28 protein-coding genes and 1 other annotated feature are annotated in these 25,850 nt (G+C 53.1%); of the genes, 18 read left to right on the top strand and 10 right to left on the bottom strand.

Features of this window, described 5'->3' with window-relative positions:
- Nucleotides 1-138 precede the first annotated feature (138 nt).
- Both cysB and topA read right to left on the bottom strand, forming a co-directional pair.
- Nucleotides 139-1,113 carry an HTH-type transcriptional regulator CysB gene (gene cysB, locus WB237_RS04390; RefSeq protein WP_006175683.1) on the bottom strand — a complete coding sequence of 325 codons (975 nt, stop codon included), beginning with the start codon at nt 1,111-1,113 and terminating at the stop codon, nt 139-141.
- 187 nt (nt 1,114-1,300) lie between these two features.
- Complete coding sequence (gene topA / locus WB237_RS04385) at nt 1,301-3,898, bottom strand: type I DNA topoisomerase (RefSeq protein ID WP_114977042.1); 2,598 nt, start codon at nt 3,896-3,898, stop codon at nt 1,301-1,303.
- Nucleotides 3,899-4,297: 399 nt separating this feature from the next.
- Here topA and WB237_RS04380 point away from each other — a divergent pair, with 399 nt between their 5' ends.
- Complete coding sequence (locus WB237_RS04380) at nt 4,298-4,549, top strand: YciN family protein (RefSeq protein WP_023312072.1); 252 nt, start codon at nt 4,298-4,300, stop codon at nt 4,547-4,549.
- Nucleotides 4,550-4,583: 34 nt separating this feature from the next.
- On the opposite strand, the gene sohB is transcribed toward WB237_RS04380, so the two are convergent.
- Nucleotides 4,584-5,630 (bottom strand): protease SohB, encoded by a 1,047-nt coding sequence (gene sohB / locus WB237_RS04375; RefSeq protein WP_336210675.1) that lies wholly within the window; start codon nt 5,628-5,630, stop codon nt 4,584-4,586.
- A 251-nt stretch (nt 5,631-5,881) separates the two neighbouring features.
- On the opposite strand from sohB, the gene WB237_RS04370 reads away from it, so the two are divergent.
- The gene (locus WB237_RS04370) at nt 5,882-6,643 is read left to right on the top strand and encodes a YciK family oxidoreductase (protein WP_336210672.1); all 762 of its coding nucleotides are present in this window, start codon (nt 5,882-5,884) and stop codon (nt 6,641-6,643) included.
- Complete coding sequence (cobO, locus tag WB237_RS04365) at nt 6,640-7,230, top strand: cob(I)yrinic acid a,c-diamide adenosyltransferase (RefSeq protein ID WP_336210670.1); 591 nt, start codon at nt 6,640-6,642, stop codon at nt 7,228-7,230. The genes WB237_RS04370 and cobO overlap by 4 nt, the downstream gene beginning before the upstream one ends.
- Nucleotides 7,231-7,263: 33 nt before the next feature.
- On the opposite strand, the gene rluB is transcribed toward cobO, so the two are convergent.
- From rluB to rnm, 3 genes are all read right to left on the bottom strand, one after another.
- Nucleotides 7,264-8,139 carry a 23S rRNA pseudouridine(2605) synthase RluB gene (rluB, locus tag WB237_RS04360; RefSeq protein ID WP_008502809.1) on the bottom strand — a complete coding sequence of 292 codons (876 nt, stop codon included), beginning with the start codon at nt 8,137-8,139 and terminating at the stop codon, nt 7,264-7,266.
- 96 nt (nt 8,140-8,235) lie between these two features.
- Nucleotides 8,236-8,856, bottom strand: a complete 621-nt coding sequence (locus tag WB237_RS04355; protein ID WP_114977039.1) for an L-threonylcarbamoyladenylate synthase — start codon at nt 8,854-8,856, stop codon at nt 8,236-8,238.
- Nucleotides 8,853-9,734, bottom strand: a complete 882-nt coding sequence (gene rnm, locus WB237_RS04350) for an RNase RNM (RefSeq protein ID WP_336210665.1) — start codon at nt 9,732-9,734, stop codon at nt 8,853-8,855. Before rnm ends, WB237_RS04355 begins: the two co-directional genes overlap by 4 nt.
- 139 nt (nt 9,735-9,873) lie before the next feature.
- Between rnm and trpL the strand changes: the two genes are divergently transcribed.
- The 9 genes from trpL to uspF all read left to right on the top strand — a co-directional run bounded on the left by trpL (nt 9,874) and on the right by uspF (nt 18,747).
- Nucleotides 9,874-9,918 (top strand): trp operon leader peptide, encoded by a 45-nt coding sequence (gene trpL / locus WB237_RS23020; protein WP_106993556.1) that lies wholly within the window; start codon nt 9,874-9,876, stop codon nt 9,916-9,918.
- Nucleotides 9,895-9,989, top strand: a sequence feature (Trp leader region). Its footprint overlaps the gene before it by 24 nt.
- Nucleotides 9,990-10,014: 25 nt before the next feature.
- Nucleotides 10,015-11,577 (top strand): anthranilate synthase component 1, encoded by a 1,563-nt coding sequence (locus tag WB237_RS04345; RefSeq protein ID WP_336210662.1) that lies wholly within the window; start codon nt 10,015-10,017, stop codon nt 11,575-11,577.
- Nucleotides 11,577-13,172, top strand: coding sequence for a bifunctional anthranilate synthase glutamate amidotransferase component TrpG/anthranilate phosphoribosyltransferase TrpD (gene trpD, locus WB237_RS04340; RefSeq protein ID WP_236921192.1), 1,596 nt, complete (start codon nt 11,577-11,579; stop codon nt 13,170-13,172). The genes WB237_RS04345 and trpD overlap by 1 nt, the downstream gene beginning before the upstream one ends.
- Nucleotides 13,173-13,175: 3 nt before the next feature.
- Nucleotides 13,176-14,534, top strand: coding sequence for a bifunctional indole-3-glycerol-phosphate synthase TrpC/phosphoribosylanthranilate isomerase TrpF (gene trpCF, locus WB237_RS04335; protein WP_336210657.1), 1,359 nt, complete (start codon nt 13,176-13,178; stop codon nt 14,532-14,534).
- 10 nt (nt 14,535-14,544) lie between these two features.
- Nucleotides 14,545-15,738, top strand: coding sequence for a tryptophan synthase subunit beta (gene trpB / locus WB237_RS04330; protein WP_336210654.1), 1,194 nt, complete (start codon nt 14,545-14,547; stop codon nt 15,736-15,738).
- Nucleotides 15,738-16,547, top strand: coding sequence for a tryptophan synthase subunit alpha (trpA, locus tag WB237_RS04325; RefSeq protein WP_114977033.1), 810 nt, complete (start codon nt 15,738-15,740; stop codon nt 16,545-16,547). Before trpB ends, trpA begins: the two co-directional genes overlap by 1 nt.
- Nucleotides 16,548-16,730: 183 nt before the next feature.
- A complete protein-coding gene (gene yedE, locus WB237_RS04320; protein ID WP_336210651.1) occupies nt 16,731-17,942 on the top strand; it encodes a selenium metabolism membrane protein YedE/FdhT in 1,212 nt (403 codons plus the stop codon).
- The gene (yedF, locus tag WB237_RS04315; RefSeq protein WP_336210648.1) at nt 17,939-18,172 is read left to right on the top strand and encodes a sulfurtransferase-like selenium metabolism protein YedF; all 234 of its coding nucleotides are present in this window, start codon (nt 17,939-17,941) and stop codon (nt 18,170-18,172) included. Before yedE ends, yedF begins: the two co-directional genes overlap by 4 nt.
- Nucleotides 18,173-18,312: 140 nt before the next feature.
- Nucleotides 18,313-18,747, top strand: a complete 435-nt coding sequence (gene uspF / locus WB237_RS04310) for a universal stress protein UspF (RefSeq protein WP_336210645.1) — start codon at nt 18,313-18,315, stop codon at nt 18,745-18,747.
- A gap of 53 nt (nt 18,748-18,800) precedes the next feature.
- Here the strand turns inward: uspF and ompW are convergent, their stop codons facing one another.
- Nucleotides 18,801-19,433, bottom strand: coding sequence for an outer membrane protein OmpW (ompW, locus tag WB237_RS04305; protein WP_114977030.1), 633 nt, complete (start codon nt 19,431-19,433; stop codon nt 18,801-18,803).
- 282 nt (nt 19,434-19,715) lie between these two features.
- Here ompW and WB237_RS04300 point away from each other — a divergent pair, with 282 nt between their 5' ends.
- The 4 genes from WB237_RS04300 (at nt 19,716) to yciA (ending at nt 21,985) form a co-directional block, all read left to right on the top strand.
- A complete protein-coding gene (locus WB237_RS04300; RefSeq protein ID WP_336210642.1) occupies nt 19,716-20,120 on the top strand; it encodes a YkgJ family cysteine cluster protein in 405 nt (134 codons plus the stop codon).
- Nucleotides 20,121-20,145: 25 nt separating this feature from the next.
- A complete protein-coding gene (locus WB237_RS04295; RefSeq protein WP_032656704.1) occupies nt 20,146-20,889 on the top strand; it encodes a YciC family protein in 744 nt (247 codons plus the stop codon).
- A 56-nt stretch (nt 20,890-20,945) separates the two neighbouring features.
- Nucleotides 20,946-21,485 (top strand): septation protein A, encoded by a 540-nt coding sequence (locus WB237_RS04290; RefSeq protein WP_061097985.1) that lies wholly within the window; start codon nt 20,946-20,948, stop codon nt 21,483-21,485.
- Between the two features lie 104 nt (nt 21,486-21,589).
- A complete protein-coding gene (gene yciA / locus WB237_RS04285; protein ID WP_008502796.1) occupies nt 21,590-21,985 on the top strand; it encodes an acyl-CoA thioester hydrolase YciA in 396 nt (131 codons plus the stop codon).
- Between the two features lie 38 nt (nt 21,986-22,023).
- Here the strand turns inward: yciA and tonB are convergent, their stop codons facing one another.
- The gene (gene tonB / locus WB237_RS04280) at nt 22,024-22,746 is read right to left on the bottom strand and encodes a TonB system transport protein TonB (RefSeq protein ID WP_336213470.1); all 723 of its coding nucleotides are present in this window, start codon (nt 22,744-22,746) and stop codon (nt 22,024-22,026) included.
- 220 nt (nt 22,747-22,966) lie between these two features.
- Between tonB and WB237_RS04275 the strand changes: the two genes are divergently transcribed.
- Nucleotides 22,967-23,263, top strand: coding sequence for a YciI family protein (locus tag WB237_RS04275; RefSeq protein ID WP_336210633.1), 297 nt, complete (start codon nt 22,967-22,969; stop codon nt 23,261-23,263).
- A gap of 35 nt (nt 23,264-23,298) precedes the next feature.
- On the opposite strand, the gene leuE is transcribed toward WB237_RS04275, so the two are convergent.
- Nucleotides 23,299-23,934 carry a leucine efflux protein LeuE gene (leuE, locus tag WB237_RS04270; protein WP_336210630.1) on the bottom strand — a complete coding sequence of 212 codons (636 nt, stop codon included), beginning with the start codon at nt 23,932-23,934 and terminating at the stop codon, nt 23,299-23,301.
- A 107-nt stretch (nt 23,935-24,041) separates the two neighbouring features.
- Nucleotides 24,042-24,215: a YciY family protein gene (locus WB237_RS04265; RefSeq protein ID WP_021240326.1), complete on the bottom strand. Its 174-nt coding sequence runs from the start codon at nt 24,213-24,215 to the stop codon at nt 24,042-24,044.
- Nucleotides 24,216-24,359: 144 nt separating this feature from the next.
- On the opposite strand from WB237_RS04265, the gene cls reads away from it, so the two are divergent.
- The gene (gene cls / locus WB237_RS04260) at nt 24,360-25,820 is read left to right on the top strand and encodes a cardiolipin synthase (protein WP_049006868.1); all 1,461 of its coding nucleotides are present in this window, start codon (nt 24,360-24,362) and stop codon (nt 25,818-25,820) included.
- Nucleotides 25,821-25,850 lie beyond the last annotated feature (30 nt).

Genomic DNA, 25,850 nt, shown 5'->3' with positions numbered 1-25,850 from the left:
AATTCACGACATTATAACCATGCAGATTAAATGGGTAATGACATTATATGGCAGGGGAAGCGTAGATGATGATAATTCTAATTTAGCTTTGAGCCGATATTTCGGTATCTTTCCCTCAGGGAAAGATACCGGGAGTGATTATTTTGCCGGAAGTTTGATGTCTTTAAACATCTCTTCAATATCTTCATTCGAGCGTAATGCAACGGCGGTATCAACCACGTCACGTGTTAAATGCGGAGCAAAGCGCTGAATAAAATCATACATATAGCTGCGCAGGAAGGTGCTGCGTCGGAACCCAATTTTCGTTGTGCTGTGGCTGAAAATATCGTGCGCATCAAGGCGCACCAGATCGGGGTCTGAAACCGGATCAACCGCCATACTGGCAATAACACCCACCCCAAGGCCAAGCCGCACATAGGTCTTAATAACGTCAGCATCAGTGGCGGTAAAGACAATACGCGGCGTTAATCCTGCCCGATTAAAGGCGGTATCAAGTTCAGACCGCCCGGTAAAACCGAATGTATACGTCACTAAAGGATATTGCGCCAGCTCTTCAATAGTCACTGACCCTTTGCCCGCCAGTGGGTGATCGGGTGTCACCACAATCGAACGGTTCCAGTGGTAACAAGGGAGCATAACCAGATCGTCATACAGGTGAAGTGCTTCCGTTGCGATGGCAAAATCCGCGTTGCCTTTCGACACCGCTTCAGCAATTTGCGTCGGTGAGCCCTGATGCATATGCAAAGAGACACGTGGATAACGCTCAATAAAGCCTTTAATAACACCAGGCAAGGCGTAACGCGCCTGGGTATGCGTCGTAGCAATATACAGCGAGCCTTTATCCGGCCAGGTATGCTCCCCCGCCACAGACTTAATCGCATCGACTTTAGAGAGGACTTCCCGCGCAATGCGGATGATTTCCTGTCCTGCTGGCGTTACCTGCGTGAGATGTTTGCCACTGCGGGCGAAAATCTGGATACCTAATTCGTCCTCCAGCATACGCACTTGTTTGCTGATGCCCGGTTGCGAGGTGTAGAGCCCCTCAGCGGTAGATGAGACGTTAAGGTTGTGATTCACCACCTCAACGATATAACGAAGCTGCTGTAATTTCATGCCAGACCATCCGATTTAGCGCATGCGGTCAATCGCTTAAGACGATTTAATAATAAAAAACAGATTAACTATAACCACTATATCATTTATAGCCTGACTGTATAGTACGGAACAAAAAATAATAACAAGGTAATAAAAAAGGGCCGGATATCCGGCCCTTTTACAAGTAAGTTACGGTAAGGGAAGATTATTTCTTGCCTTCAACCCATTTGCCATCGACAAAGAAGGCTGACCATCCGGTCGCTTTACCCTCTTTCTCTGCCGCAACGTATTGCTGTTTTGTTTTACGGCTAAAACGCACCACAGTCTTGTTACCTTCCGGATCCTGCTGTGGCGCATCAGCCAGATAACGCAGTTTCTCAGGCAGACGATCGCGGAAGCGATGCAGCTCTTCCACCAACGGTGCGCGCGTTTCACGCGATTTCGGGAAGGTGTTGGCGGCAAGGAAGACACCTGCGGCGCCGTCACGCAGCACGAAGTACGCGTCTGATTTCTCACACGGTAACTCTGGCAGCGGAACCGGATCTTCCTTCGGCGGCGCCACCTCACCGTTGCGCAGAATCTTGCGTGTGTTTTTACACTCGTCGTTGGTACACGCCATGTACTTACCGAAACGCCCCATTTTCAGGTGCATTTCAGAACCACACTTCTCGCACTCCACAATCGGACCGTCATAGCCTTTGATGCGGAATTCACCCTCTTCGATCTCATACCCGTCACACGTTGGGTTATTACCGCACACGTGCAGCTTGCGTTTTGGATCGATCAGGTAGCTGTCCATCGCCGTTCCGCATTTTTTACAACGACGTTTGGCGCGCAGGGCATTGGTTTCTGCGTCATCACCTTCCAGCACGTTAAGAACTTCGTTCTCAGGTACCAGGTTAATGGTGGTTTTGCAGCGCTCTTTTGGCGACAGCGCATAACCGGAGCATCCCAGGAATACGCCCGTTGTTGCAGTACGGATCCCCATCTTACGACCACAGGTTGGGCAGTCGATGCTGGTCAGTACCATCTGGTTAGGCAGCATGCCGCCCTCTTCAGGATCTTTCTCCGCTTTTTCAAGCTGACCGGTAAAATCACTGAAGAAACTGTCCAGTACTTTTTTCCACTCTGCCTGATGGCTGGCCACCTGGTCGAGGCTGTCTTCCATTTGCGCGGTGAAATCGTAGTTCATCAACTCGCGGAAGTTGGCTTCCAGACGGTCGGTGACGATCTCACCCATTTTCTCTGCATAGAAACGACGGTTTTCAACGCGTACGTAGCCGCGATCCTGAATGGTCGAGATGATTGACGCGTAAGTCGACGGACGGCCAATACCGCGTTTTTCCAGCTCTTTCACCAGGGAGGCTTCACTGAAGCGCGCAGGCGGCTTGGTGAAGTGCTGAGCCGGGATCAGTTCGACCAGAGACAGCTCGTCACCTTTGTTAACCGCCGGCAGCGTGCGGTCTTCATCACCTTTACGCAACGCTGGCATGACTTTCGTCCAGCCATCGAAGCGCAGGATACGGCCACGCGCCTTCAGTCGGAAATCACCTGCACCGACGGTCAGCGTGGTTGAGTCGTACTGCGCTGGCGTCATCTGACACGCCACGAACTGGCGCCAGATCAGTTGATAAAGCTTCTGCGCATCGGCTTCCATGTCTTTCAGCGACTCGGCTAACACAGAGACGTCTGAAGGACGGATCGCTTCGTGCGCTTCCTGAGAATTCTCTTTGCTGGCGAACTGATTGGCACTTTCCGGCAGATATTTCTTACCGAAATTGTCACTGATATACCCTCGCACCATGTTGACCGCGTCCTGGCTCAGGTTGGTTGAGTCGGTACGCATATAGGTGATGTAACCCGCTTCATACAAACGCTGGGCCATCATCATGGTTTTCTTCACGCCATAGCCCAGACGGGTACTTGCGGCCTGTTGCAGTGTAGAGGTGATAAACGGCGCCCCAGGCTTACTGCTGGTGGGTTTATCTTCACGTTCCAGTACCTGGTAGCGGGCTTTTTCCAGCAGCGCCACGGCGGCCATGGTCTGGTCACGGTTTTCAGGGCGGAACGGTTTGTCGTTCTGATGGCTCACCTGCAGCGGCAGAGCGTCACCGCCCGGCGTGGTCACATTGGCGTCAACTTCCCAGAACTCTTCCGGTACGAAGGCTTTAATTTCGCGTTCACGCTCAACGACCAGACGCACAGCGACAGACTGCACACGACCTGCAGACAGGCCACGGGCAATCTTCTTCCACAGCAGTGGAGAAACCATGTAACCCACAACACGGTCCATAAAACGGCGTGCCTGCTGTGCGTTTACACGGTCGATATTCAGCTCGCCCGGCTTCTCAAACGCCTGACGAATCGCATTCTTCGTAATTTCGTTAAACACTACACGACTGTAGCGTTTGTCATCACCACCGATCACTTCCCGCAGGTGCCATGCAATGGCTTCCCCTTCGCGGTCAAGGTCGGTTGCGAGATAGATGTGGTCTGCTTTTTCAGCAAGCTGCTTCAGCTCGTTAACGACTTTTTCTTTCCCGGGCAACACTTCATATTGTGCATCCCAGTTATGCCATGGGTTAACCCCCATGCGGTTGACAAGCGCGCTACGTTCATCCTTTTTAGGCTTTTTGGCCCCTTTGGTGGAGGTAGAGTCTGCGCTCTTTTTGCTGGCTGAGCCACTGGTCGGCAAATCGCGGATATGACCCACGCTGGACTTAACCACGTAGTCATTACCCAGATACTTATTGATCGTTTTGGCTTTTGCCGGGGACTCAACGATGACGAGAGCTTTACCCATATTCACCTTTACCTAATTTAATTCTTCCAGGAATACGCCGCACGTTGATTTCCCTTCCGCTGACGGCGAGCCAATGATATTGCGGCCGCGTCAGGAGATATCAACCCCTTTGTCTTACCGGACGTCAAAGAAAACACGCCCAGGTGATTGAGTTATCGGGTATTTTTCTCACATTTCGTATAATTCGTGACGAATTCCCGGTCGAATGTCAAGCAATTCTGTTGCCAGAATGACGAAAGCGCACACTCTACCTGATAAAATTCGTTACGCAACTTTATTAGCATGCAAAAGCAAATCCCGCCAGCCAGGCCCCTGCACCTTACCCCCTCACATTACAGGGAAAATTTGCCCCCAAAGCGCCCTCGGCGTAGACTATTGTCACTGTTTAAGGAGTGGATTATGCAGAATACGACCCAACCCATTGACCGAGCCTCTCTGCTTATCGAAGCAAACAAGCTTATCCGTGACCATGAAGATACGCTGGCAGGCATTGAAGCCACTGGCGTAGAGCAGCGCAATGGCGTGCTGATTTTCAGCGGCGAATACTTCCTTGACGAACAGGGGTTACCGACCCCGAAAAGCACCGCCGTGTTTAACATGTTTAAATACCTGGCGCATACGCTTTCAGAGAAATATCACCTGGTCGATTAATGCAAAACGCGAGGCATGAGCCTCGCGTTTTTGTTTACAGCAGCGGTTTTTGTCCGCGTTGTAACCAACGCAACAACAGACGGTCCGCACTTTCTGCCGCACTGTTGGTGAAGCGGTCAAGCAGTCGCTTACGCTGGGTAAAGCGCACGCCAACCAGCTCACGGCCGTCCATCAGATTCAACAACAGGTCGTCACTGGTGCCCACTTCATCCACCAGCCCTTTCTCCTGCGCCTGGATACCGTACCAGTGCTCGCCCGTCGCGACCTGTTCAATATCGAGCGTGGGGCGCATACGGTGCACAAAGTCTTTAAAGAGGTGATGCGTTTCATTGAGATCTTCACGGAATTTCTGTCTCCCTTCTTCCGTGTTTTCACCCAGCAGCGTCAGGGTCCGTTTGTACTGACCCGCCGTGTGAAGTTCGATATCAATCTCTTTATTCTTCAGGAAACGGTTAAAGTTAGGGATCTGCGCAACCACACCGATTGAGCCAATAATGGAGAACGGAGCCGCAACAATTTTGTCCGCTACGCAGGCCATCATATAACCCCCGCTCGCCGCCACTTTGTCCACCGCAATGGTTAATGGGATCTGCTTTTCACGCAGACGCTGCAACTGTGAGGCAGCCAATCCGTAACCGTGAACGACACCGCCAGGGCTTTCAAGGCGCACGACTACCTGATCCTGCGGTGTCGCCACAGCCAGAACGGCAGTCACTTCTTCCCGCAGAGAGGAAACTTCATGCGCATCCATACTACCTTTAAAATCGAGTACATAGACACGTGGCGTGACCTTCTCCTGCGGCGTATTAAGCTTCGCTTTTGCTTTTGCCGCTTTGGCTTCCTGCTTATGCTTTTTCTTCTGCGCTTTGTGCCACAGTTTTTGTTGATGACTATCAAGCAGCGCCAGAGACATATCTTCCTGCATCTCTTTATACTGCTCGCTCAGACGGGTGATGCGTAACTCCCCACGCTGACGCTTGCGCTGCGTCAGGTTGACAATCAGAACGGCAACCACTGCGATGGCAATGACCACCGTCGCGATTTTGGCCAAAAACAACCCATATTGAGAAAGTAATTCCACGCGTTCCACCTTGATTTAACCACGAATCTTTCACGGCAGTGTACAACAGCCCTGCCCATGCGTCTCGCTCGTGACATTACCTCTGCGAGCCGTCTTCAGGAATCCCCGGCTTGTGGTTTAAATATTTGCAAATTGTTAATTTTACAGTAATGCGTCCTGTAGACTGATTGAATTCTCATGCTAATTCGGGCATAAAGCCGAAAAGTCATCATGAAGGCGTCATCGCGTCACTGTACGCCTGAGGAGTCACCGTGCATTATCAACCACAAAAAAACCTGCTACAGAACCGGATCATTCTCGTTACCGGTGCCAGCGATGGAATTGGCCGCGAGGCGGCTCTGACGTATGCTGAATATGGTGCAAGCGTTATTCTGATTGGCCGCAACGAAGAGAAATTGAAAGGTGTCGCGCAGGAAATTGAAGCTGCTGGTGGAACACTGGCGGCGTGGTACACGCTCGATTTACTCACCTGCACACCCGCAGCGTGTCAGGAACTTGCCCAACGCATCAGCACCCGCTACCCAGTCCTGGACGGCGTGCTGCACAACGCTGGTTTGCTTGGGGATGTTTGCCCAATGGATGAACAGGATCCTGATACCTGGCAGCAGGTGATACAGGTCAACGTCAACGGGACATTTTTCCTTACTCAGGCATTGCTTCCTTTATTACTCAAATCCGAGTCAGGCTCGCTGGTCTTCACCTCTTCCAGCGTGGGCCGCGAAGGCCGGGCGAACTGGGGAGCTTATGCCGTATCAAAATTCGCCACCGAAGGTATGATGCAGGTGCTGGCGGAGGAGTATCAGAGCCGCCATCTGCGCGTAAATTGCATTAACCCCGGTGGAACGCGCACCAAAATGCGTGCCAGCGCGTTCCCGACCGAAGATCCACAGAAGCTGAAAACTCCGGCTGATATAATGCCGCTCTATCTCTGGCTAATGGGCGATGACAGTCGCCGCAAGACAGGGATGACCTTTGACGCCCAGCCAGGCCGTAAACCAGGAATTTCCCAATGAGTGAAGAACGCCATCAGCAGCGCCAGCAGCGTCTGAAAGAACAGGTCGATGCTCGCGTCGCGGCAGCCCAGGACGAACGCGGGATCATCATCGTGTTCACCGGCAACGGTAAAGGTAAAACCACTGCCGCATTTGGTACCGCTTCGCGTGCCGTCGGGCACGGGCAGAAAGTCGGTGTCATCCAGTTTATCAAAGGCACATGGCCCAACGGCGAGCGGAATTTGCTTGAGCCTCATGGCGTCGAGTTTCAGGTAATGGCGACCGGGTTTACGTGGAATACCCAGAACCGGGAAACGGACACTGCCGCCTGTCTCGCCGTCTGGGAACATGCCAAAAGAATGCTGGCCGATCCCTCGCTAAACATGGTGTTACTGGATGAGATCACCTATATGGTCGCCTACGACTACCTGCCTCTGGAAGCAGTGCTGGATGCACTGAAGAACCGTCCTGTACATCAGACGGTGATCGTCACCGGGCGTGGGTGTCATCGGGATATTCTGGAGCTGGCAGATACCGTCAGCGAGCTGCGTCCGGTGAAACATGCTTTTGATGCGGGTATCAAAGCGCAAATCGGGATTGATTACTAAAAAAAGCCCGGTCACGCTGACCGGGCCTCTGTTTTAACCGTTGTTGTTACGACTGCCGGAACGGCGGTTGCTGCTCACCTGGCTGTGGCGTTTCACCGCACGACGGATCTGATTCGCCTTCATGCGACGGCGATCTTTCTCTACTGCCACTTTAGAGGTGGTTTCTGGCGTCAGACCAACCAGCTCGCGCAGATAGTTGGTTTGCGTCAGATCCAGTTCGGTATAACCGCCACGCGGCAGACCTTTTGGCAGCAGAATGTCGCCATAACGAACACGTATCAAACGGCTCACCTGAACACCGACGGCTTCCCACAGACGACGTACTTCGCGGTTACGGCCCTCGGTCAGCGTTACGTTGTACCACTGGTTAATACCTTCACCACCGGTAAATTTGATGGTTTTGAACGCTGCAGGGCCGTCTTCCAGCTGAACGCCGCGCGACAGATCGCGCAGTTTATTCTCATCAACCTGACCAAAGACGCGCACGGCGTATTCACGTTCCACTTCACGGCTTGGGTGCATCAGACGGTTTGCCAGTTCACCATCGGTGGTAAACAGCAGCAGACCGCAGGTATTCACGTCCAGACGACCTACTGCAATCCAGCGAGCGCCACGCAGTTTAGGCAGACGGTCAAACACCGTAGGGCGACCTTCCGGGTCGTTGCGGGTACACAGTTCGCCTTCCGGCTTGTAGTAAGCCAGCACGCGGCAAATCTGTTCAGCGGACTCTTTTACGGAGATAAGATGACCGTCAATACGGATCTTCAGCCCCGGTACAATTTCTACGCGGTCGCCCAGCGTGGCGATTTTACCGTCCACACTCACGCGGCCCGCTTCAATAATGGCTTCGATTTCACGGCGTGAGCCGTGGCCGGCGCGCGCCAGCACTTTCTGTAACTTCTCGCTCATTGAGCTTCCTCAGGTGTCGCCTTCACAGGCGTCGAATCAGGTCAAAAGAGGGCTTACCCCTACTTTGATGGCCGCGTAGTATATCTGCTTACACCATTACAAGAAAGGCTTAACATCACCCACGCCTTCACGAATCACTTCCGGCGCATCTTCGGTTAAGTCGACCACGGTGGTCGGCTGCTGACCAAGATAGCCGCCGTGAATAATCAGCTCGACCACCTTCTCCAGACGATCTTTGATCTCTTCCGGATCGGATTCGGTAAATTCACTTCCCGGCAGCATCAGCGAGGTCGAGAGCATAGGTTCGCCGAGGGTTTCCAGCAGCGCCTGTGCAATCGGGTTCGACGGTACACGCATCCCGATAGTTTTGCGTTTTTCCTGCAACAAACGACGCGGCACCTCTTTTGTCCCTTTGAGGATGAAGGTGTAGTTCCCCGGCGTGTTGTTCTTGATCAGGCGAAACGCCACGTTATCAACATACGCATAAGTCGAGAGCTCAGAGAGATCGCGGCACATCAGGGTAAAGTTATGGCCATCTGGCAGTTGGCGAATACGGCAAATGCGTTCCATCGCCCCTTTGTCTTCAATTTTGCAGCCCAGCGCATAGCCAGAGTCTGTCGGATAGACAATGACCCCGCCTTTGCGAACGATCTCCACGGCCTGGTTAATCAGGCGTGCCTGCGGGTTATCCGGATGGATATAAAAAAATTGACTCATACTTCCCTCTCTTCAATTTGCTGCGGCTGTTCCCAGAGCTGCCAGACGGGTTCAACACCTGCGGGTAGCCAGAGCTTGCGCCCCAGTTCGATCCACGCGCAAGGCTGATGGAAATCAGACCCTTGTGACCCAAGCAGGCCGAACTGACGGGCATACGTTGCGAGCTGCGCGCGCTCATTGGGCGCCTGCTGACACTGGGCGACTTCCATCGCCTCGCCACCGCATTCGGCAAAGTGTGCCAGTAGTCTTTTCAGCCACTTAGCAGAAAGATTATATCGCCCCGGATGGGCCAGCACAGCCTTGCCACCAGAATGATGAATCACATCAATAGCTTGTTTTATTGTACACCACTGTGGCGGAACGTATCCGGTTTTCCCGCGAGCAAGATACTTTTTGAAAACATCCGCCATTGTCGTCGCTTTGCCTGCTTCAACCAGAAAGCGGGCAAAATGGCCGCGAGTCACCGCCCCGCCGTTCGCCAGCTTTTGCGCACCTTGCAGTGCCCCGGGGATGTGCGCTTTTTCAAGGCGTTCACCGATCATCTCTGCTCGTTGATTGCGGCGTGATTTTTGTTCTTGCAAAAACGCGCGCATTGCCGGATGTTCGATATTGATATTCAGACCGACAATATGAATTTCGTGGTTTTCCCACACGGTCGATATCTCAACGCCAGGCACCAGATTCAACGCAAGTCCACTGCGGGCAATCTCAGCGCGCGCTGCCTGAATAGCATCCGTTGTATCGTGATCGGTTATCGCCAGCGTGCCGACACGCATTTCAATGGCGCGATGAACCAGTGCTTCGGGTGTCAGCAGGCCATCGGAGGCCTGAGTATGGCTGTGTAAATCGTAAATATTGGCGTAGGTGGTATCGCTCAAAGCACTTCCCATCACAGGTTGGAGACATCCAAAACCCCTATGATACCGACTTACATTGAAATTCTGAAATCAAGGGTTGACAACTCGCCATCGAACTAGTTAACTAGTACGCAAGTTCACACGAGAAAGGTATCTGAAAATGACAGCACATTTCACTCTGCACGGTTGGTGGCGCACTTCCTGATCATCGGGCAGTGTCACGCGTCTGCGAAATGCAAACAGATACCCAGCCCGCTACTAAGCGGGCTTTTTTTTGAACAGAATAAATGAGAACAACATCATGCAAACAGCCAAACCACACCTCGAACTGCTAACCTGCGAGGCGGCCTATCGCCACAACCCCACCGCGCTGTTTCATCAAGTGTGCGGTGCTCGCCCGGCAACGTTGCTGCTGGAATCTGCGGATATCGACAGCAAAGACGATCTCAAGAGCCTGCTGCTGGTTGATAGCGCGTTGCGCATTACCGCTTTAGGTGACACTGTCACCATTAAGGCACTGTCAGAAAATGGCGCGTCGCTGCTGCCGCTGCTGGATGCCGCCCTGCCTGCAGGAATTGAAAATGAACGCCACCCGGAAATGCGGGTTCTGCATTTCCCGCCGGTCAGCCAGTTACTGGATGAAGACGCACGTCTCTGTTCTCTGTCTGTTTTCGATGCTTTCCGCCTGCTGCAAAACCTGGTGTCCGTACCGGAAGATGAGCGTGAGGCAATGTTCTTCGGTGGGCTGTTTGCGTATGACCTGGTCGCGGGTTTTGAAGATTTGCCGGAAACAGAGCAAGGCAACCGCTGCCCTGACTACTGCTTCTACCTGGCGGAAACCTTGCTGGTGATCGACCATCAGAAAAAATATACCCGCATTCAGGCGAGCCTGTTCACGCCGTCTGTGTCTGAAAAACACCGTCTTGAACACCGCATCTCGCAGTTGCAGCAGCAAATGACAGAAGCACCGCCTGCGCTTCCGGTGCAGCGCGTGGAGAAGATGACATGTGACGTCAACCAGACTGACGATCAGTACGGCGCCGTTGTTCGCCAGATGCAAAAAGCGATTCGTGCCGGTGAAATTTTCCAGGTTGTCCCTTCCCGTCGCTTCTCTCTGCCCTGCCCGTCTCCGCTGGCCGCCTACGACGTGCTGAAGAAAAGCAACCCGAGTCCGTACATGTTCTTTATGCAGGACAACGATTTCACCCTGTTTGGCGCGTCACCAGAAAGCTCGCTGAAATACGATGCCACCAGCCGCCAGATTGAGATCTACCCCATTGCCGGGACGCGTCCACGCGGTCGTCGTGCTGATGGTTCACTGGATCGCGATCTCGACAGTCGCATCGAACTCGAAATGCGTACCGACCACAAGGAGCTTTCCGAGCACCTGATGCTGGTCGATCTGGCGCGTAACGACCTGGCGCGCATTTGTACTCCGGGCAGCCGTTACGTCGCTGACCTCACCAAAGTCGACCGTTATTCATTTGTGATGCACCTGGTGTCCCGCGTGGTGGGTGAACTGCGCAGCGACCTCGACGTGCTGCACGCCTATCGCGCCTGCATGAACATGGGGACCCTGAGCGGTGCGCCAAAAGTACGCGCCATGCAGCTGATTGCCGGTGCAGAAGGCCGTCGTCGCGGTAGCTACGGCGGTGCGGTGGGTTACTTTACCGCCCATGGTGATCTCGATACCTGCATCGTAATCCGTTCTGCCTATGTCGAAGACGGTATTGCCACCGTACAGGCAGGCGCAGGCATTGTTCTTGATTCTGTTCCGCAGTCTGAAGCTGACGAAACACGCAGTAAAGCACGTGCGGTACTTCGCGCCATTGCTACCGCACACCATGCACAGGAGATTTTCTGATGGCTGACATTCTGCTGCTCGATAATATCGACTCCTTTACTTATAACCTTGCAGATCAGCTGCGTGCGAATGGTCATAACGTCGTTATCTACCGCAACCACGTGCCAGCACAGACGCTGATTGATCGACTGGCCACCATGCAAAACCCGGTGTTGATGCTCTCTCCAGGACCCGGTGCACCGAGTGAAGCTGGCTGTATGCCAGAACTGCTGACGCGTATGCGCGGAAAGCTGCCGATTATCGGTATCTGTCTCGGCCACCAGGCCATCGTTGAAGCCTATGGCGGCTACGTTGGCCAGGCGGGCGAAATTCTGCACGGCAAAGCGTCCAGCATCGAACATGACGGTCAGGCGATGTTTGCCGGGTTGCCTAACCCACTCCCGGTGGCGCGCTATCACTCCCTGGTGGGGAGCAACATTCCAGCCGGACTGACCATTAACGCCTCGTTTGAAGGGATGGTGATGGCGGTGCGTCATGATGCGGATCGCGTCTGCGGTATGCAGTTCCACCCGGAATCGATTCTGACCTCTAACGGTGCCCGTCTGCTGGAGCAAACTCTCGACTGGGCGTTACAGAAGCTGGAGCAAACCAATACGCTGCAGCCGATTCTGGAAAAACTGTACCAGGCGCAGACCCTGAGCCAGCAGGAAAGCCACCAGCTCTTCTCTGCCGTGGTTCGCGGCGAGCTGAAACCTGAACAGCTTGCTGCTGCACTGGTCAGCATGAAAGTGCGTGGCGAAAGCCCGCAGGAGATTGCCGGTGCGGCCACAGCACTGCTGGAAAATGCCGCCCCGTTCCCGCGCCCGGATTATCAGTTTGCGGATATTGTTGGCACCGGCGGTGACGGCAGCAACAGCATCAACATCTCCACCGCCAGCGCCTTCGTGGCGGCGGCGTGTGGTTTGAAAGTCGCGAAACACGGTAACCGCAGCGTTTCCAGCCGCTCAGGTTCTTCCGATTTGCTCGCCGCATTCGGTATTAATCTCGATATGAACGCCGAGCGTTCACGTGAAGCGCTGGATGACCTGGGTGTCTGTTTCCTATTTGCACCGAAATACCACACCGGTTTCCGCCACGCGATGCCAGTTCGTCAGCAGCTCAAAACCCGTACGCTGTTTAACGTACTGGGGCCACTTATCAACCCGGCTCATCCGCCACTGGCGCTGATTGGTGTCTATAGCCCTGAACTGGTGCTGCCGATTGCTGAGACACTGCGTGTTCTGGGATATCAACGTGCCGCCGTGGTTCACAGTGGAGGAATGGATGAAGTGTCGCTGCATGCGCCAACGCTGGTAGCCGAACTGCGCGACGGTGAGATCCTGAGTTATCAGCTGGAAGCCGCCGACTTCGGTTTAGCGCCGTATCACCAGGAAGCGCTGGCAGGCGGTACGCCGGAAGAAAACCGTGACATTCTGACGCGCTTATTACAAGGTAAAGGAGAGGTCGCTCATGAGGCCGCCGTTGCTGCCAACGTCGCCATGCTGATGCGTTTGCACGGTGAGGAAGACCTGAAGGCCAACGTTCAAAAAGTTCTGGATGTACTGCGCTCTGGTGCAGCTTACGATCGCGTTACCGCACTTGCGGCAAGAGGGTAAAGAATGCAGACCGTTTTAGCGAAAATCGTTGCCGATAAGGCCATCTGGGTGGAAGCCCGCAAGCAACAGCAGCCGCTTGCCAGTTTCCAGAATGACGTCGTCCCAAGCAGCCGTCGTTTCTATGATGCCCTGCAGGGCGCACGCACTGCGTTTATCCTTGAGTGCAAAAAAGCGTCCCCGTCTAAAGGCGTTATCCGTGACGATTTCGATCCAGCGCGTATCGCTGGTATTTACAAGCACCATGCGTCGGCCATTTCTGTGCTGACGGATGAGAAATATTTCCAGGGCAGCTTTGATTTTCTGCCCATCGTCAGCGGCATCGCACCACAGCCGATTCTGTGCAAAGACTTTATTATCGACCCGTATCAAATCTGGCTGGCGCGCTTTTACCAGGCTGACGCCTGCCTGCTAATGCTCTCGGTGCTTGACGATGAACAGTATCGCCAGCTGTCTGCCGTGGCGCACAGCCTGAACATGGGCGTGCTGACAGAAGTCAGTAATGAAGAAGAACTGGAACGCGCGATTGCGCTGAAAGCCAGAGTGGTCGGCATTAATAACCGCGATCTTCGTGACCTGTCGATCGACCTCAACCGCACCCGCCAGCTCGCTCCGCGTCTGGGTTCTGGTGTAACAGTGATCAGCGAGTCCGGCATTAACAGCTACGCTCAGGTTCGTGAATTGAGCCACTTTGCCAACGGTTTCCTGATTGGCTCCGCCATGATGGAGCATGCCGATCTCAATGCGGCGGTGCGCCGGGTGTTGCTGGGTGAAAATAAAGTGTGCGGTTTGACCCGCGAACAGGATGCCCGGGCTGCGTATGACGCGGGGGCGATTTACGGCGGGCTGATTTTTGTCGATTCGTCCCCCCGAGCTGTCAGCGTAGAACAGGCGCGCGAGGTGATAGCGGCGGCACCACTCAGTTATGTCGGCGTTTTCCGCAATGCGGATATCACGGACGTAGCAGCAAAAGCCGACGCGTTATCCCTGAGCGCGGTCCAGCTCCATGGTGATGAAGATCAGACATATATAAACGCTCTGCGAACCGTGCTGGCACCGCAGGTGCAGATCTGGAAAGCCCAGAGCGTAGGCGACACCCTGCCAGCGCGTAATCTTACTCATGTTGATAAATACGTGCTGGATAACGGCCAGGGCGGCACAGGTCAGCGTTTTGACTGGTCGCTGCTGAATGGTGAAAAGCTGGACAACGTCCTGCTGGCGGGCGGATTAAGCCCGGATAACTGCGTTGAAGCCGCCAAAACAGGCTGCGCAGGCCTCGATTTCAATTCAGGCGTAGAGTCGCAACCGGGTATCAAAGATGCCAGCAAGCTGGCCTCGGTATTTAAAACTCTGCGTGCATATTAAGGAAGAGAAGATGACGACATTACTAAACCCTTATTTTGGTGAGTTCGGTGGGATGTACGTCCCGCAAATCCTGATGCCCGCTCTGCGCCAGCTGGAAGAGGCGTTTGTCAGCGCACAGAAGGATCCGGCATTTCAGGCTGAATTTACTGACCTGCTGAAAAACTATGCTGGTCGTCCAACGGCGCTGACTAAGTGTCGTAACCTGACCGAAGGCACCAAAACAACGCTGTACCTTAAGCGTGAAGATTTGCTGCACGGCGGTGCACACAAAACTAACCAGGTGTTGGGTCAGGCGCTGCTCGCCAAACGTATGGGTAAAACCGAAATCATCGCCGAGACCGGCGCGGGTCAACACGGTGTCGCCTCTGCTCTCGCCAGCGCCCTGCTCGGTCTGAAATGCCGCATTTATATGGGCGCAAAAGACGTTGAGCGTCAGTCGCCGAACGTGTTCCGTATGCGTCTGATGGGTGCGGAAGTGATCCCGGTTCACAGTGGTTCAGCCACGCTGAAAGATGCCTGTAACGAAGCGCTGCGCGACTGGTCTGGCAGCTATGAAACGGCGCACTATATGCTGGGTACTGCTGCGGGCCCTCACCCATTCCCGACTATCGTACGTGAATTCCAGCGTATGATTGGTGAAGAGACCAAAGCGCAGATCCTTGAAAAAGAGGGTCGTCTGCCGGATGCGGTGATCGCCTGCGTCGGAGGTGGATCTAACGCTATCGGCATGTTTGCCGATTTCATCGACGACAGCCGCGTTGGCCTGATTGGCGTTGAGCCTGCTGGTCATGGAATTGAAACGGGTGAGCATGGTGCGCCACTGAAGCATGGCCGCGTTGGGATCTACTTCGGTATGAAGTCCCCGATGATGCAGACCGACGAAGGCCAGATTGAAGAATCATACTCTATCTCAGCGGGCCTGGATTTCCCGTCTGTTGGACCACAGCATGCGTACCTGAACAGCATCGGTCGTGCGGATTATGTTTCCATTACCGATGATGAAGCGCTGGAAGCATTTAAAACATTGTGTCGCAGCGAAGGGATTATCCCGGCGCTGGAGTCTTCTCACGCACTGGCACACGCGCTGAAAATGATGAAAGAAAACCCGGAAAAAGAGCAGCTGTTAGTGGTTAACCTTTCCGGTCGCGGTGACAAAGATATCTTCACCGTTCACGATATTCTGAAAGCACGAGGGGAAATCTGATGGAACGCTACGATAACGCATTTGCAGAACTGAAATCCCGCCAGGAAGGCGCGTTCGTTCCCTTCGTTACCCTGGGCGACCCGGGTCCGGAACAGTCCCTGAAGATTATTGACGCCCTGATTGAAGCCGGTGCCGATGCACTCGAGCTGGGTATCCCATTCTCTGACCCGCTGGCGGATGGCCCAACCATCCAGAATGCGACACTGCGCGCCTTTGCGGCGGGTGTAACGCCAACCCAGTGTTTTGAAATGCTGGCTACCATCCGCCAAAAGCATCCAACCATTCCGATTGGCCTGCTGATGTACGCCAACCTGGTGTTTAACCGCGGGATCGATGAGTTCTATGCCGAGTGCGCTCGCGTGGGTGTTGATTCTGTACTGGTGGCGGATGTGCCGGTTGAGGAATCTGCGCCGTTCCGCCAGGCAGCAATGCGCCACAACGTTGCCCCGATTTTCATCTGCCCACCGAATGCTGATGACGAACTGCTGCGCCAGATTGCCTCGTACGGTCGCGGGTATACCTACCTGCTCTCTCGTGCGGGCGTGACTGGTGCGGAAAACAAAGCCGCACTGCCGCTGCATCATCTGGTGGAAAAGCTGGCGGAGTACCATGCTGCACCACCGCTGCAGGGCTTCGGGATCTCATCTCCTGAACAGGTCTCGGCAGCGATTGAAGCAAAAGCGGCAGGTGCGATATCCGGCTCGGCTATTGTCAAAATCATTGAGAAGAACGTGGACAAACCTGAGCAGATGCTGGCTGAGCTCAAAGCATTTGTTACGGCGATGAAAGCCGCGACGCGTAAAGCCTGACCCCTCTACCGTCTGGCGATTCAGCCAGACGGTCTTCTCCCCTACATTCCCGCTATTTCTAAAGGATTATACCAAAATTGATCTCATCGATATTTTCGGTGTGAATGGCTTTTCAATCCTTTTCGTAAGCGTATGATTTGGTCTCTTTTCGGCTTTAAACCTTCTGAGTTCAGAGGCTTACTCATGTCATGGCACTACTTCAAACAGACTTACCTGGTTAAGTTCTGGTCACCTGTACCGGCCGTCATCGCGGCGGGGATCCTTTCTACCTACTATTTCGGCATTACCGGCACCTTCTGGGCCGTCACAGGAGAGTTCACCCGCTGGGGTGGGCAACTGCTGCAACTCGCAGGTGTACATACCGAAGAGTGGGGTTACTTTAAACTCATTCATCTGGACGGCACGCCGCTCACCCGCATTGACGGGATGATGATCATGGGTATGTTCGGCGGATGTTTAGCTGCTGCGTTGTGGGCAAATAACGTCAAGCTGAGGCTGCCCAAAAGCCGAATCCGCATTCTGCAGGCGATTGTCGGCGGCATGATTGCTGGCTTCGGCGCACGCCTGGCGATGGGGTGTAACCTTGCTGCCTTCTTTACTGGCATTCCGCAGTTTTCACTGCATGCCTGGTTCTTTGCCATCGCCACGGCCATCGGCTCTTACTTTGGCGCAAAATTTACCCTTCTCCCGCTGTTCCGTATTCCGGTCAAAATGGTCAAGGTGAGTGCGGCTTCTCCACTGACGCAAAAGCCCTCTCAGGCCCGTCGCCGCTTCCGCCTGGGTATGTTGGTCTTTCTCGCTATGCTGTCGTGGGCGCTGTGTACTGCTCTGAACCAGCCTAAACTCGGTCTGGCGATGCTGTTTGGCGTGGGTTTTGGCCTTCTCATTGAACGCGCGCAGATCTGCTTTACTTCGGCATTTCGCGATATGTGGATCACCGGCCGCACGATGATGGCGAAAGCGATTATCGCCGGGATGGCGGTTAGTGCCATCGGCATCTTCAGCTATGTCCAGTTGGGTGTCGAACCGAAAATCATGTGGGCGGGTCCTAACGCGGTGATTGGCGGTCTGCTATTTGGCTTTGGGATCGTGCTGGCTGGCGGGTGCGAAACCGGCTGGATGTACCGCGCTGTTGAGGGGCAGGTGCATTACTGGTGGGTGGGTCGGGGAAATGTTATCGGCTCGACGATACTGGCCTACTTCTGGGATGACCTGTCGCCTGTGCTTGCCACCAACTGGGACAAGGTGAATCTGCTGAGCACCTTCGGCCCACTCGGCGGTCTGCTGGTCACCTACGGTCTGCTACTGGCGGCCTTTTTACTGGTTGTCGTACAGGAAAAACGTTTCTTTCGCAGAGCCACTGTTAAAACCCAAACGCAGGAGAATGCAGCATGAAAGAGATCGTGCCTGACTATCGCCTGGATATGGTCGGCGAACCCTGCCCTTATCCGGCTGTTGCCACACTTGAAGTGCTACAGCAGCTCAAAAAAGGTGAAATTCTGGAAGTTGTGAGTGACTGTCCGCAGTCCATCAATAATATTCCGCTGGATGCCAAAAACCACGGTTACACGGTGTTGGATATCCAGCAGGACGGGCCAACCATCCGCTATTTGATTCAGAAATAATGCTGCCCCAGACGCCCCTCTCAGGGGTGTCTTTCCCGCCTCAAAATCTGCCTTATATCCCACTTTGATCGCAAATACAGTGAATGTCATTACAACAGCACTACACTTTAAGTGGATAAAAAACAAACAGGAGGTGTGGCATGTTTAATTCGATTCTTGTTCCTGTCGATATCTCTGAGAGTCGCCTGACCGAACAGGTGATTCCTTATGTACAGGCAAACGCAGCAATCAGTAACGGTAAAGTTCATTTTCTGACGGTCGTTCCTTCTTTCCCCTACTACTCTTCTCTTGGGCTGGCCTATTCCGTTGAGATGCCAAAACTGGCGGAAATACAGCAAGAAGCGCTGGAGAAACTCAATGAGATGGTTAAGCAGTTCAAATTGCCACCTGACCGCGTTCAGACACATGCCATTTCTGGCGCACCTAAAGATCAGATCCTGAAACTGGCCGACAGTATCAACGCAGACCTGATCATTATTGCCTCTCATCGGCCTGATATTACGACCTATCTGTTAGGCTCAAATGCGGCAGTCGTTGTGCGCCACGCCAAATGTCCGGTGCTGGTTATACGTTAGAGGAGATACTGCAGAAAGACTGGCCGTTTTCTGGCCAGTCTCAGGAGATGAAATCAGAAACGATAACCTGCAGAGAACATAAATACCCACGGGTCCAGGCGAGTACTGATACTTTGCTGTTGACCGCCTGCTTTGAAGCGTACGTCCGTATCAATATCCATGTACCAGACTGAGGCGTTAATTAACCAGTCACGGTTAATCAGATAATCAAGACCTACCTGCCCGGCCATGCCCCAGGAATCTTTCAGACTGAGGTCTGACAGACCCGCCTCTTTACCGGTATCGTTAAATTTCTCATCAAAGAAGGTTGTGTAGTTCACACCGGCGCCAATATACGGACGCACTTTGCTGCTGGCATCGCCAAAGTACCACTGCGCCATCAGCGTTGGTGGTAGATGGTGAACTGTGGCGATATCTCCGGTTGGCCCCAGGCCAACGCGATGACGGAATGGCGTTGCAGCCAGAAGCTCAACACCGATGTTCTCCGTCGCCATATAAGTAAACGTTAAACCTAACTGGGTATTATTACTGACGTTAAAACCGCCCATCCCCAGCACATTATCCGAACCTTCAGTAGGGCGAACCGTCGCCGAACCGGCACGAATAAAGAATTCGCCTGCTTCATGCGCATACGCGCCGCCAGAGAGACTGCTTAATACAAGGGCTGCCACCGCTAATTTTTTCATATCCGCTCCATCGTTGTGGTTTTAATCGCGGGTGAGAATATACTCACAAATGAGTAATAAGTGATCTGCCACAGATCACATTAAAACCAGTAACTTAACATTCATTGATCTGGGTTAATTTTTAGTGGCACATTGAAAGGCAATAAGTTGTTCCTATGTCAATTTTTGGCATTTCACAGTTACAAAATTTTCCCTTTTCCCCCTCTTGCTCTTCCTCTGGTGGCTGGATAATTTATCGCTCTCACAAGTTGATTTGATGCGTTCTTCTTTTGCAGGTGTGCCATGAGTGATCTTAACCCGTGCATGACGTGCGGAGCCTGTTGTGCGTATTTTCGAGTCTCTTTCTACTGGGCCGAAGCCAGCGATGGTGGCGGTACCGTTCCGGTTCATCTCACAGAGCCGCTAACGCCTTTTCTGCGCTGCATGAGCGGCACCAACCAAAAACAGAGCCGGTGTGCTGCATTACAAGGGGAACCCGGGGTGTCTACTCGCTGTTCTATTTACGAGGATCGCCCCAGCCCATGCCGGGAATTTGCCCTGTCGGGAGAGGATGGGCAGGTCAACGAAGCCTGTAATCGTGCGCGTGCTCGCTATGGATTACCGCCGCTTTACAAAGATATGCTTTTCCATACAAGCCTTGATGCTGCCACAGCAGGTGCATCCGGTGTACAATTGCCGGCTAATTAACACCTGCAATACTCAAGGAGAGTGCATGTCTATCACGGCGAAGTCTGTCTACCGTGACACGGGAAACTTTTTCCGCAATCAGTTCATTACCTTTTTACTGATCGCGTTGCTATGCGCCTTTATCACGGTGGTGCTTGGTCATGCGTTCTCACCAAGTGAAGAACAAATTGCCAGCCTGAGCCAGGGCGACCACCTTGCAGGCAGCGTGGGGTTGTTTGAACTGGTACAAAACATGACGCCTGAGCAACAACAAATTCTGCTGCGGGCTTCCGCTGCATCCACTTTCTCAGGTCTTATTGGTAATGCGGTGCTGGCCGGTGGCGTTCTGCTAATGATTCAACTGGTGTCGGCGGGACATCGGGTCAGCGCTTTACGGGCGATTGGAGCCAGCGCACCGGTCTTACCTAAGCTGTTTATCCTGATCTTCTTAACCACCATGCTGGTACAAATGGGAATTATGCTGGTCGTGGTACCAGGTGTGTTGCTGGCTATCGTGCTCTCTTTTGCCCCCGTGATGGTCGTGCAGGATAAGATGGGTATTTTTACCGCAATGCGCAGCAGCATCAGACTGGCATGGGCTAATATGCGTCTGGTCGCTCCGGCCGTGATCGGCTGGCTTCTTGCTAAAACACTCTTGCTATTATTTGCACCGAATTTTGCGGTATTAACACCAAATGTAGGCGCGGTGGTGGCGAATACGCTGAGCAACCTGATTTCAGCGGTACTGCTGGTCTATCTGTTCCGCCTGTATATGTTAATTCGTCAGTAACCCTGATGTCGGGCGCATTACCGGGCCCGGCTCAACACAGAAGATGGAATCACAGAATGAAGCAGTTTCTTGATTTTTTACCGCTCGTCGTCTTTTTCGCTTTTTATAAGCTGTACGACATCTATGCCGCCACCACGGCGTTGATCATTGCAACCGCTGTTGTGCTGATCTACAGCTGGGTTCGCTATCGCAAAGTGGAAAAGATGGCACTGGTGACGTTTGTCCTGGTAGCCGTATTTGGTGGACTAACCCTCTTCTTCCACAACGATGAATTTATCAAGTGGAAAGTCACTGTGATTTACGCGCTGTTTGCAGGTGCATTACTGATCAGCCAATGGGTAATGAAAAAACCACTGATCCAGCGCATGCTGGGCAAAGAGCTGACACTACCGCAGGAAGTATGGTCTCGCCTGAATATTGCCTGGGCGGTCTTCTTTATTCTCTGCGGCCTCGCCAATATCTATATTGCCTTCTGGCTGCCGCAGAATATCTGGGTCAACTTTAAGGTCTTCGGCCTGACCGCGCTGACGCTTATCTTCACGCTGTTAAGCGGCGTATACATCTATCGCCATATGCCGCAGGACGACAAGCACTGATTAATGACTGACCAGAACGTCTACGACAGGCGTTTTGGTCTATTCTCTCCGCTGTGAAATCATAGTAGCATCCCGCCTGAAGTCTTCCGTTACGAGTTAATACAATGACAACAACTAACGCCCCGCAGGGCGAACTGGTTTTACGCACACTGGCAATGCCCGCTGATACCAATGCCAATGGCGATATTTTTGGCGGCTGGCTGATGTCGCAGATGGATATGGGCGGCGCAATTCTGGCAAAAGAGATTGCCCACGGGCGCGTGGTCACCGTGAGAGTGGACGGCATGACCTTCCTGCGCCCGGTTGCGGTGGGAGATGTGGTTTGCTGCTACGCGCGCTGCGTCAAACGAGGTAACACCTCTATTTCAATCAACATCGAAGTCTGGGTGAAGAAAGTCTCTTCTGAGCCGATTGGGCAACGCTATAAGGCCACTGAAGCGCTGTTTATTTATGTCGCCGTGGACAGCGAGGGTAAACCTCGTCAGCTTCCGCAGGCCTGATCGACAGGCAAAAAAAAGCCTCCTTTCGGAGGCTTTTTTTATTCCATCTGCGCCCCGCCGTTCAGGCGGAAAACAATATTCACTATCAGCCCATTTCCCGGTTTTCCGGCTTCGTATCGCCATCTGCGCATCGCTGATTTCACTTCTCGCTCAAACATATTCGAAGGCTGAGCGGACAAGATTTCCACGTTATCCACGCGGCCATCCGCAGTGACGTCGAATTTTACCTTTACGCGCCCTTCAATACGTAATGCCTGAGCACGTGGGGGATACTGAGGCTGGTTACGGCTCAGTGCTCGTGGGCCCGCGGGTGCCGATATTGTCGGTTTAGCGGTTGTCGCCGTGTTATTCATTGCCGGACGTGAAGATGCCGTATTCTCAACTGTCTGGGTAGCACGCGGTTCAACCGGACGCTCTTCGCGTTTCGGACGTTCCTCAACTTTCTTCACCGGTTTTGGCTTCGGCTTAGGTTTTGGCTCCGGTTTAGGTTTGTGGATCACCACCGGTGCTTCCTTCGGCGGCTCCGGAATCGGTTCGGGCTCCGGCTCAGGTTCAGCAACTGGCTGTGGCGGTGCAGGTGCCGCCTGCGGTGGTTCGAGATCCGCTGGCGATACCATCGTCACAGAAATCGGCTGCGCGGGTGCGGGCATTTCAATGACCTGATGAACCGAGGTATAGAGCAAACCCGCCACGACAGCACCGTGAATAACGACAGAAAGCAGCGTCGGCCAGGGAAAGCGGCGAGGTAAATCAAGGGTCATCGAAGTCATATTCATCAACGTTAAAAAACCGAACCCTGATTTTAAATGCAAATAGCAATCATATTCAATAAGACACTTTGTTATGGCGCAACTTTAGCGCATGAGAGGCCAAAAAAGGCGCATTCAGATCAGGGTTTTAACATTATTTTTATTTTACATTGCAGTCGTTTGCCCTTTCACATAACGTAACTGACACTTTTACCGGTTAAGGAGCTTCGCCGTGTTTTACGTGATTTACTCTGAAGATGTTGCTGATTCGCTCGAAAAACGCCAGGCTGTGCGCCCTGCGCATCTGGCACGCTTACAGTTGCTGCAGGATGAAGGTCGATTACTGACCGCAGGCCCAATGCCAGCAGTAGACAGCAATGACCCGGGTGCCGCTGGTTTTTCTGGCTCCACGGTTATTGCTGAGTTTGAATCTCTGGAAATCGCTCAGGCATGGGCTGATGCGGACCCATACGTTGCGGCCGGTGTGTATGCGAAGGTGACCGTTCGCCCTTATAAGAAAGTGTTCTGATGTAAAAAAGGCTCCACCAGGGAGCTTTTTTTACATCAATGCAGCGATGCTAACCTCGCAGCAAACCCGACAAACAGCAGCCCTATCAGCCCGTTCCCCAGCTTTGCCAGTTTCTTTTTGGTTTTCAGGTAACGCGTAACAAACGCGCCAGAGAAGATCAGGAAGCTCATATACACAAAGCTTATTAGCTCCAGCGTCGTCGCGAGGATCAGGAAAGAAGTGCCGGTGCTCTGGGCATTCACGTCAATAAACTGAACGAAGAACGATACGTAGAACAGAATCGCTTTAGGATTGGTCAGGCTTAACACCAGCGAACGTTTCATGATCATACTGGCAGGTTCAGGCCCGCTCTCATGAGCGTTTTTTTGGCGGTTCACCACCGACCAGAGCATTTTGCCTCCCAGCCAGAGCAGATAAAAAGCCCCGAGATAGCGCACGATGTTAAACAGTACCGGCGTGGTCTGGATTAATGCCGCAACACCCGCCCAGGCCAGAAACATCAGTACCGCATCGCCGATAAATACACCCGTCGCGGCGAGATAACCTTTTTTAACGCCGTGACCAATCCCGGTTTTCAGCACAAACAGAGTATTCGGCCCAGGTACCAGCACGATAAAAAATGCGCCTACAACGTACGTCCAGAAATTCAGTACACCAAACTCCGCAAACACTTCTCCCTCCTTTTGCTAGAAACAACGGGAATATCGCTGCAAAAACGCTATTCCCAAAAATCAGACGCTATAAAATCAGTGGGCACCTTGCGGTGCCCTCATGTTTCTCAGATATCCTGGACTGCGAACAGCAACGCGTTGCGGTGCCGGGTCATTCCACATTTCCTGATGGCGTGTATACGCATATTGCGGCGGGATTGTGCTTCCAGCCAACGTGCCTTGCGACGACTCACCTGTCGCAACATGCGCCAGCGCCCTACTTCAGTTCTACTGCGCTTCATGTCTACAACTCTTTCTCTAACAGAGACGCCATTATAAACCCAACCCTGCAGCAAACCAGCGCTTTTACCTGGCGTTTTTATTTGCCAGATGAATCCTGATGCGTACACTCATAACAATACGCTTTCAAAAGGATTTTTTAACCTATGACAACCTTCTACACCGTGGTGAGTTGGCTGGTCATTCTGGGATACTGGCTGTTAATCGCGGGTGTGACATTACGCATCCTGATGAAGCGCAGAGCCGTACCCTCTGCCATGGCCTGGCTTCTGATAATCTACATCCTCCCGCTGGTAGGAATTATTGCCTATCTCTCTTTCGGTGAGCTTCATCTGGGCAAACGCCGCGCCGAGCGTGCCCGCGCCATGTGGCCCTCGACCGCGAAGTGGCTTAACGATCTTAAAGCCTGCAAACATATTTTTGCCGAGGAGAACAGCAGTGTTGCCGCTTCGCTGTTTAAGCTGTGTGAACGCCGTCAGGGGATTGGCGGTGTCAAAGGCAATCAGCTCCAGTTGCTGACCACTTCTGACGATGTCATGCAGGCGTTGATCCGCGATATTCAACTGGCTCGCCATAACATTGAGATGGTGTTTTACATCTGGCAGCCCGGTGGTATGGCCGACCAGGTTGCTGAATCTCTGATGGCCGCTGCACGTCGGGGCATTCACTGCCGTCTGATGCTGGACTCTGCAGGCAGTGTGGCATTTTTCCGCAGCCCCTGGGCGGGCATGATGCGTAATGCCGGTATCGAGGTGGTTGAGGCGCTGAAGGTTAACCTCCTGCGTGTATTTTTGCGCCGGATGGATCTCCGCCAGCACCGTAAGATGATCATGATCGATAATTATATTGCTTACACCGGCAGTATGAATATGGTTGACCCTCGCTTCTTTAAACAGGATTCAGGGGTCGGGCAATGGGTTGATTTGATGGCGAGAATGGAGGGGCCGATTGCCACCTCTATGGGTATCGTTTACTCATGCGACTGGGAGATTGAAACCGGTAAACGTATTCTGCCACCACCTCCGGACGGCAATATTATGCCGTTTGAAGAGGCCAGCGGTCACACCATTCATACGATTGCATCCGGGCCTGGCTTCCCTGAAGATTTGATTCATCAGGCGCTGCTGACGGCAACCTACTCAGCCCGTGAATACCTGATCATGACCACGCCTTACTTTGTCCCCAGCGATGACCTGCTGCACGCAATCTGTACTGCGGCGCAACGTGGTGTCGACGTGAGTATCATTTTGCCACGCAAAAATGACTCACTGCTGGTAGGCTGGGCCAGCCGGGCATTCTTTAGCGAACTGTTGGCCGCAGGGGTGAAAATTTACCAGTTTGAAGGCGGATTGCTCCACACCAAGAGTGTCCTCGTTGACGGTGAATTAAGCCTGGTGGGCACAGTTAACCTGGATATGCGGAGTCTGTGGCTCAATTTTGAAATCACACTGGTGATTGATGACGCCGGTTTTGGCGGTGATCTGGCAGCGGTACAAGATGATTATATCTCCCGTTCGCGGTTGCTGGATGCCAGACTGTGGGTAAAACGCCCGCTGTGGCAGAGAATTGCCGAACGACTGTTTTACTTCTTTAGTCCGTTGCTGTAAAACGTGCCCAACGATGTTAAACAGGTAGTC

This window comes from Enterobacter sp. P82 (genome assembly GCF_037053385.1).
Lineage (GTDB): Bacteria > Pseudomonadota > Gammaproteobacteria > Enterobacterales > Enterobacteriaceae > Enterobacter.
Note: the sequence above shows the minus strand (reverse complement) of the source record. Positions and strands in the feature narration are given on the sequence as shown.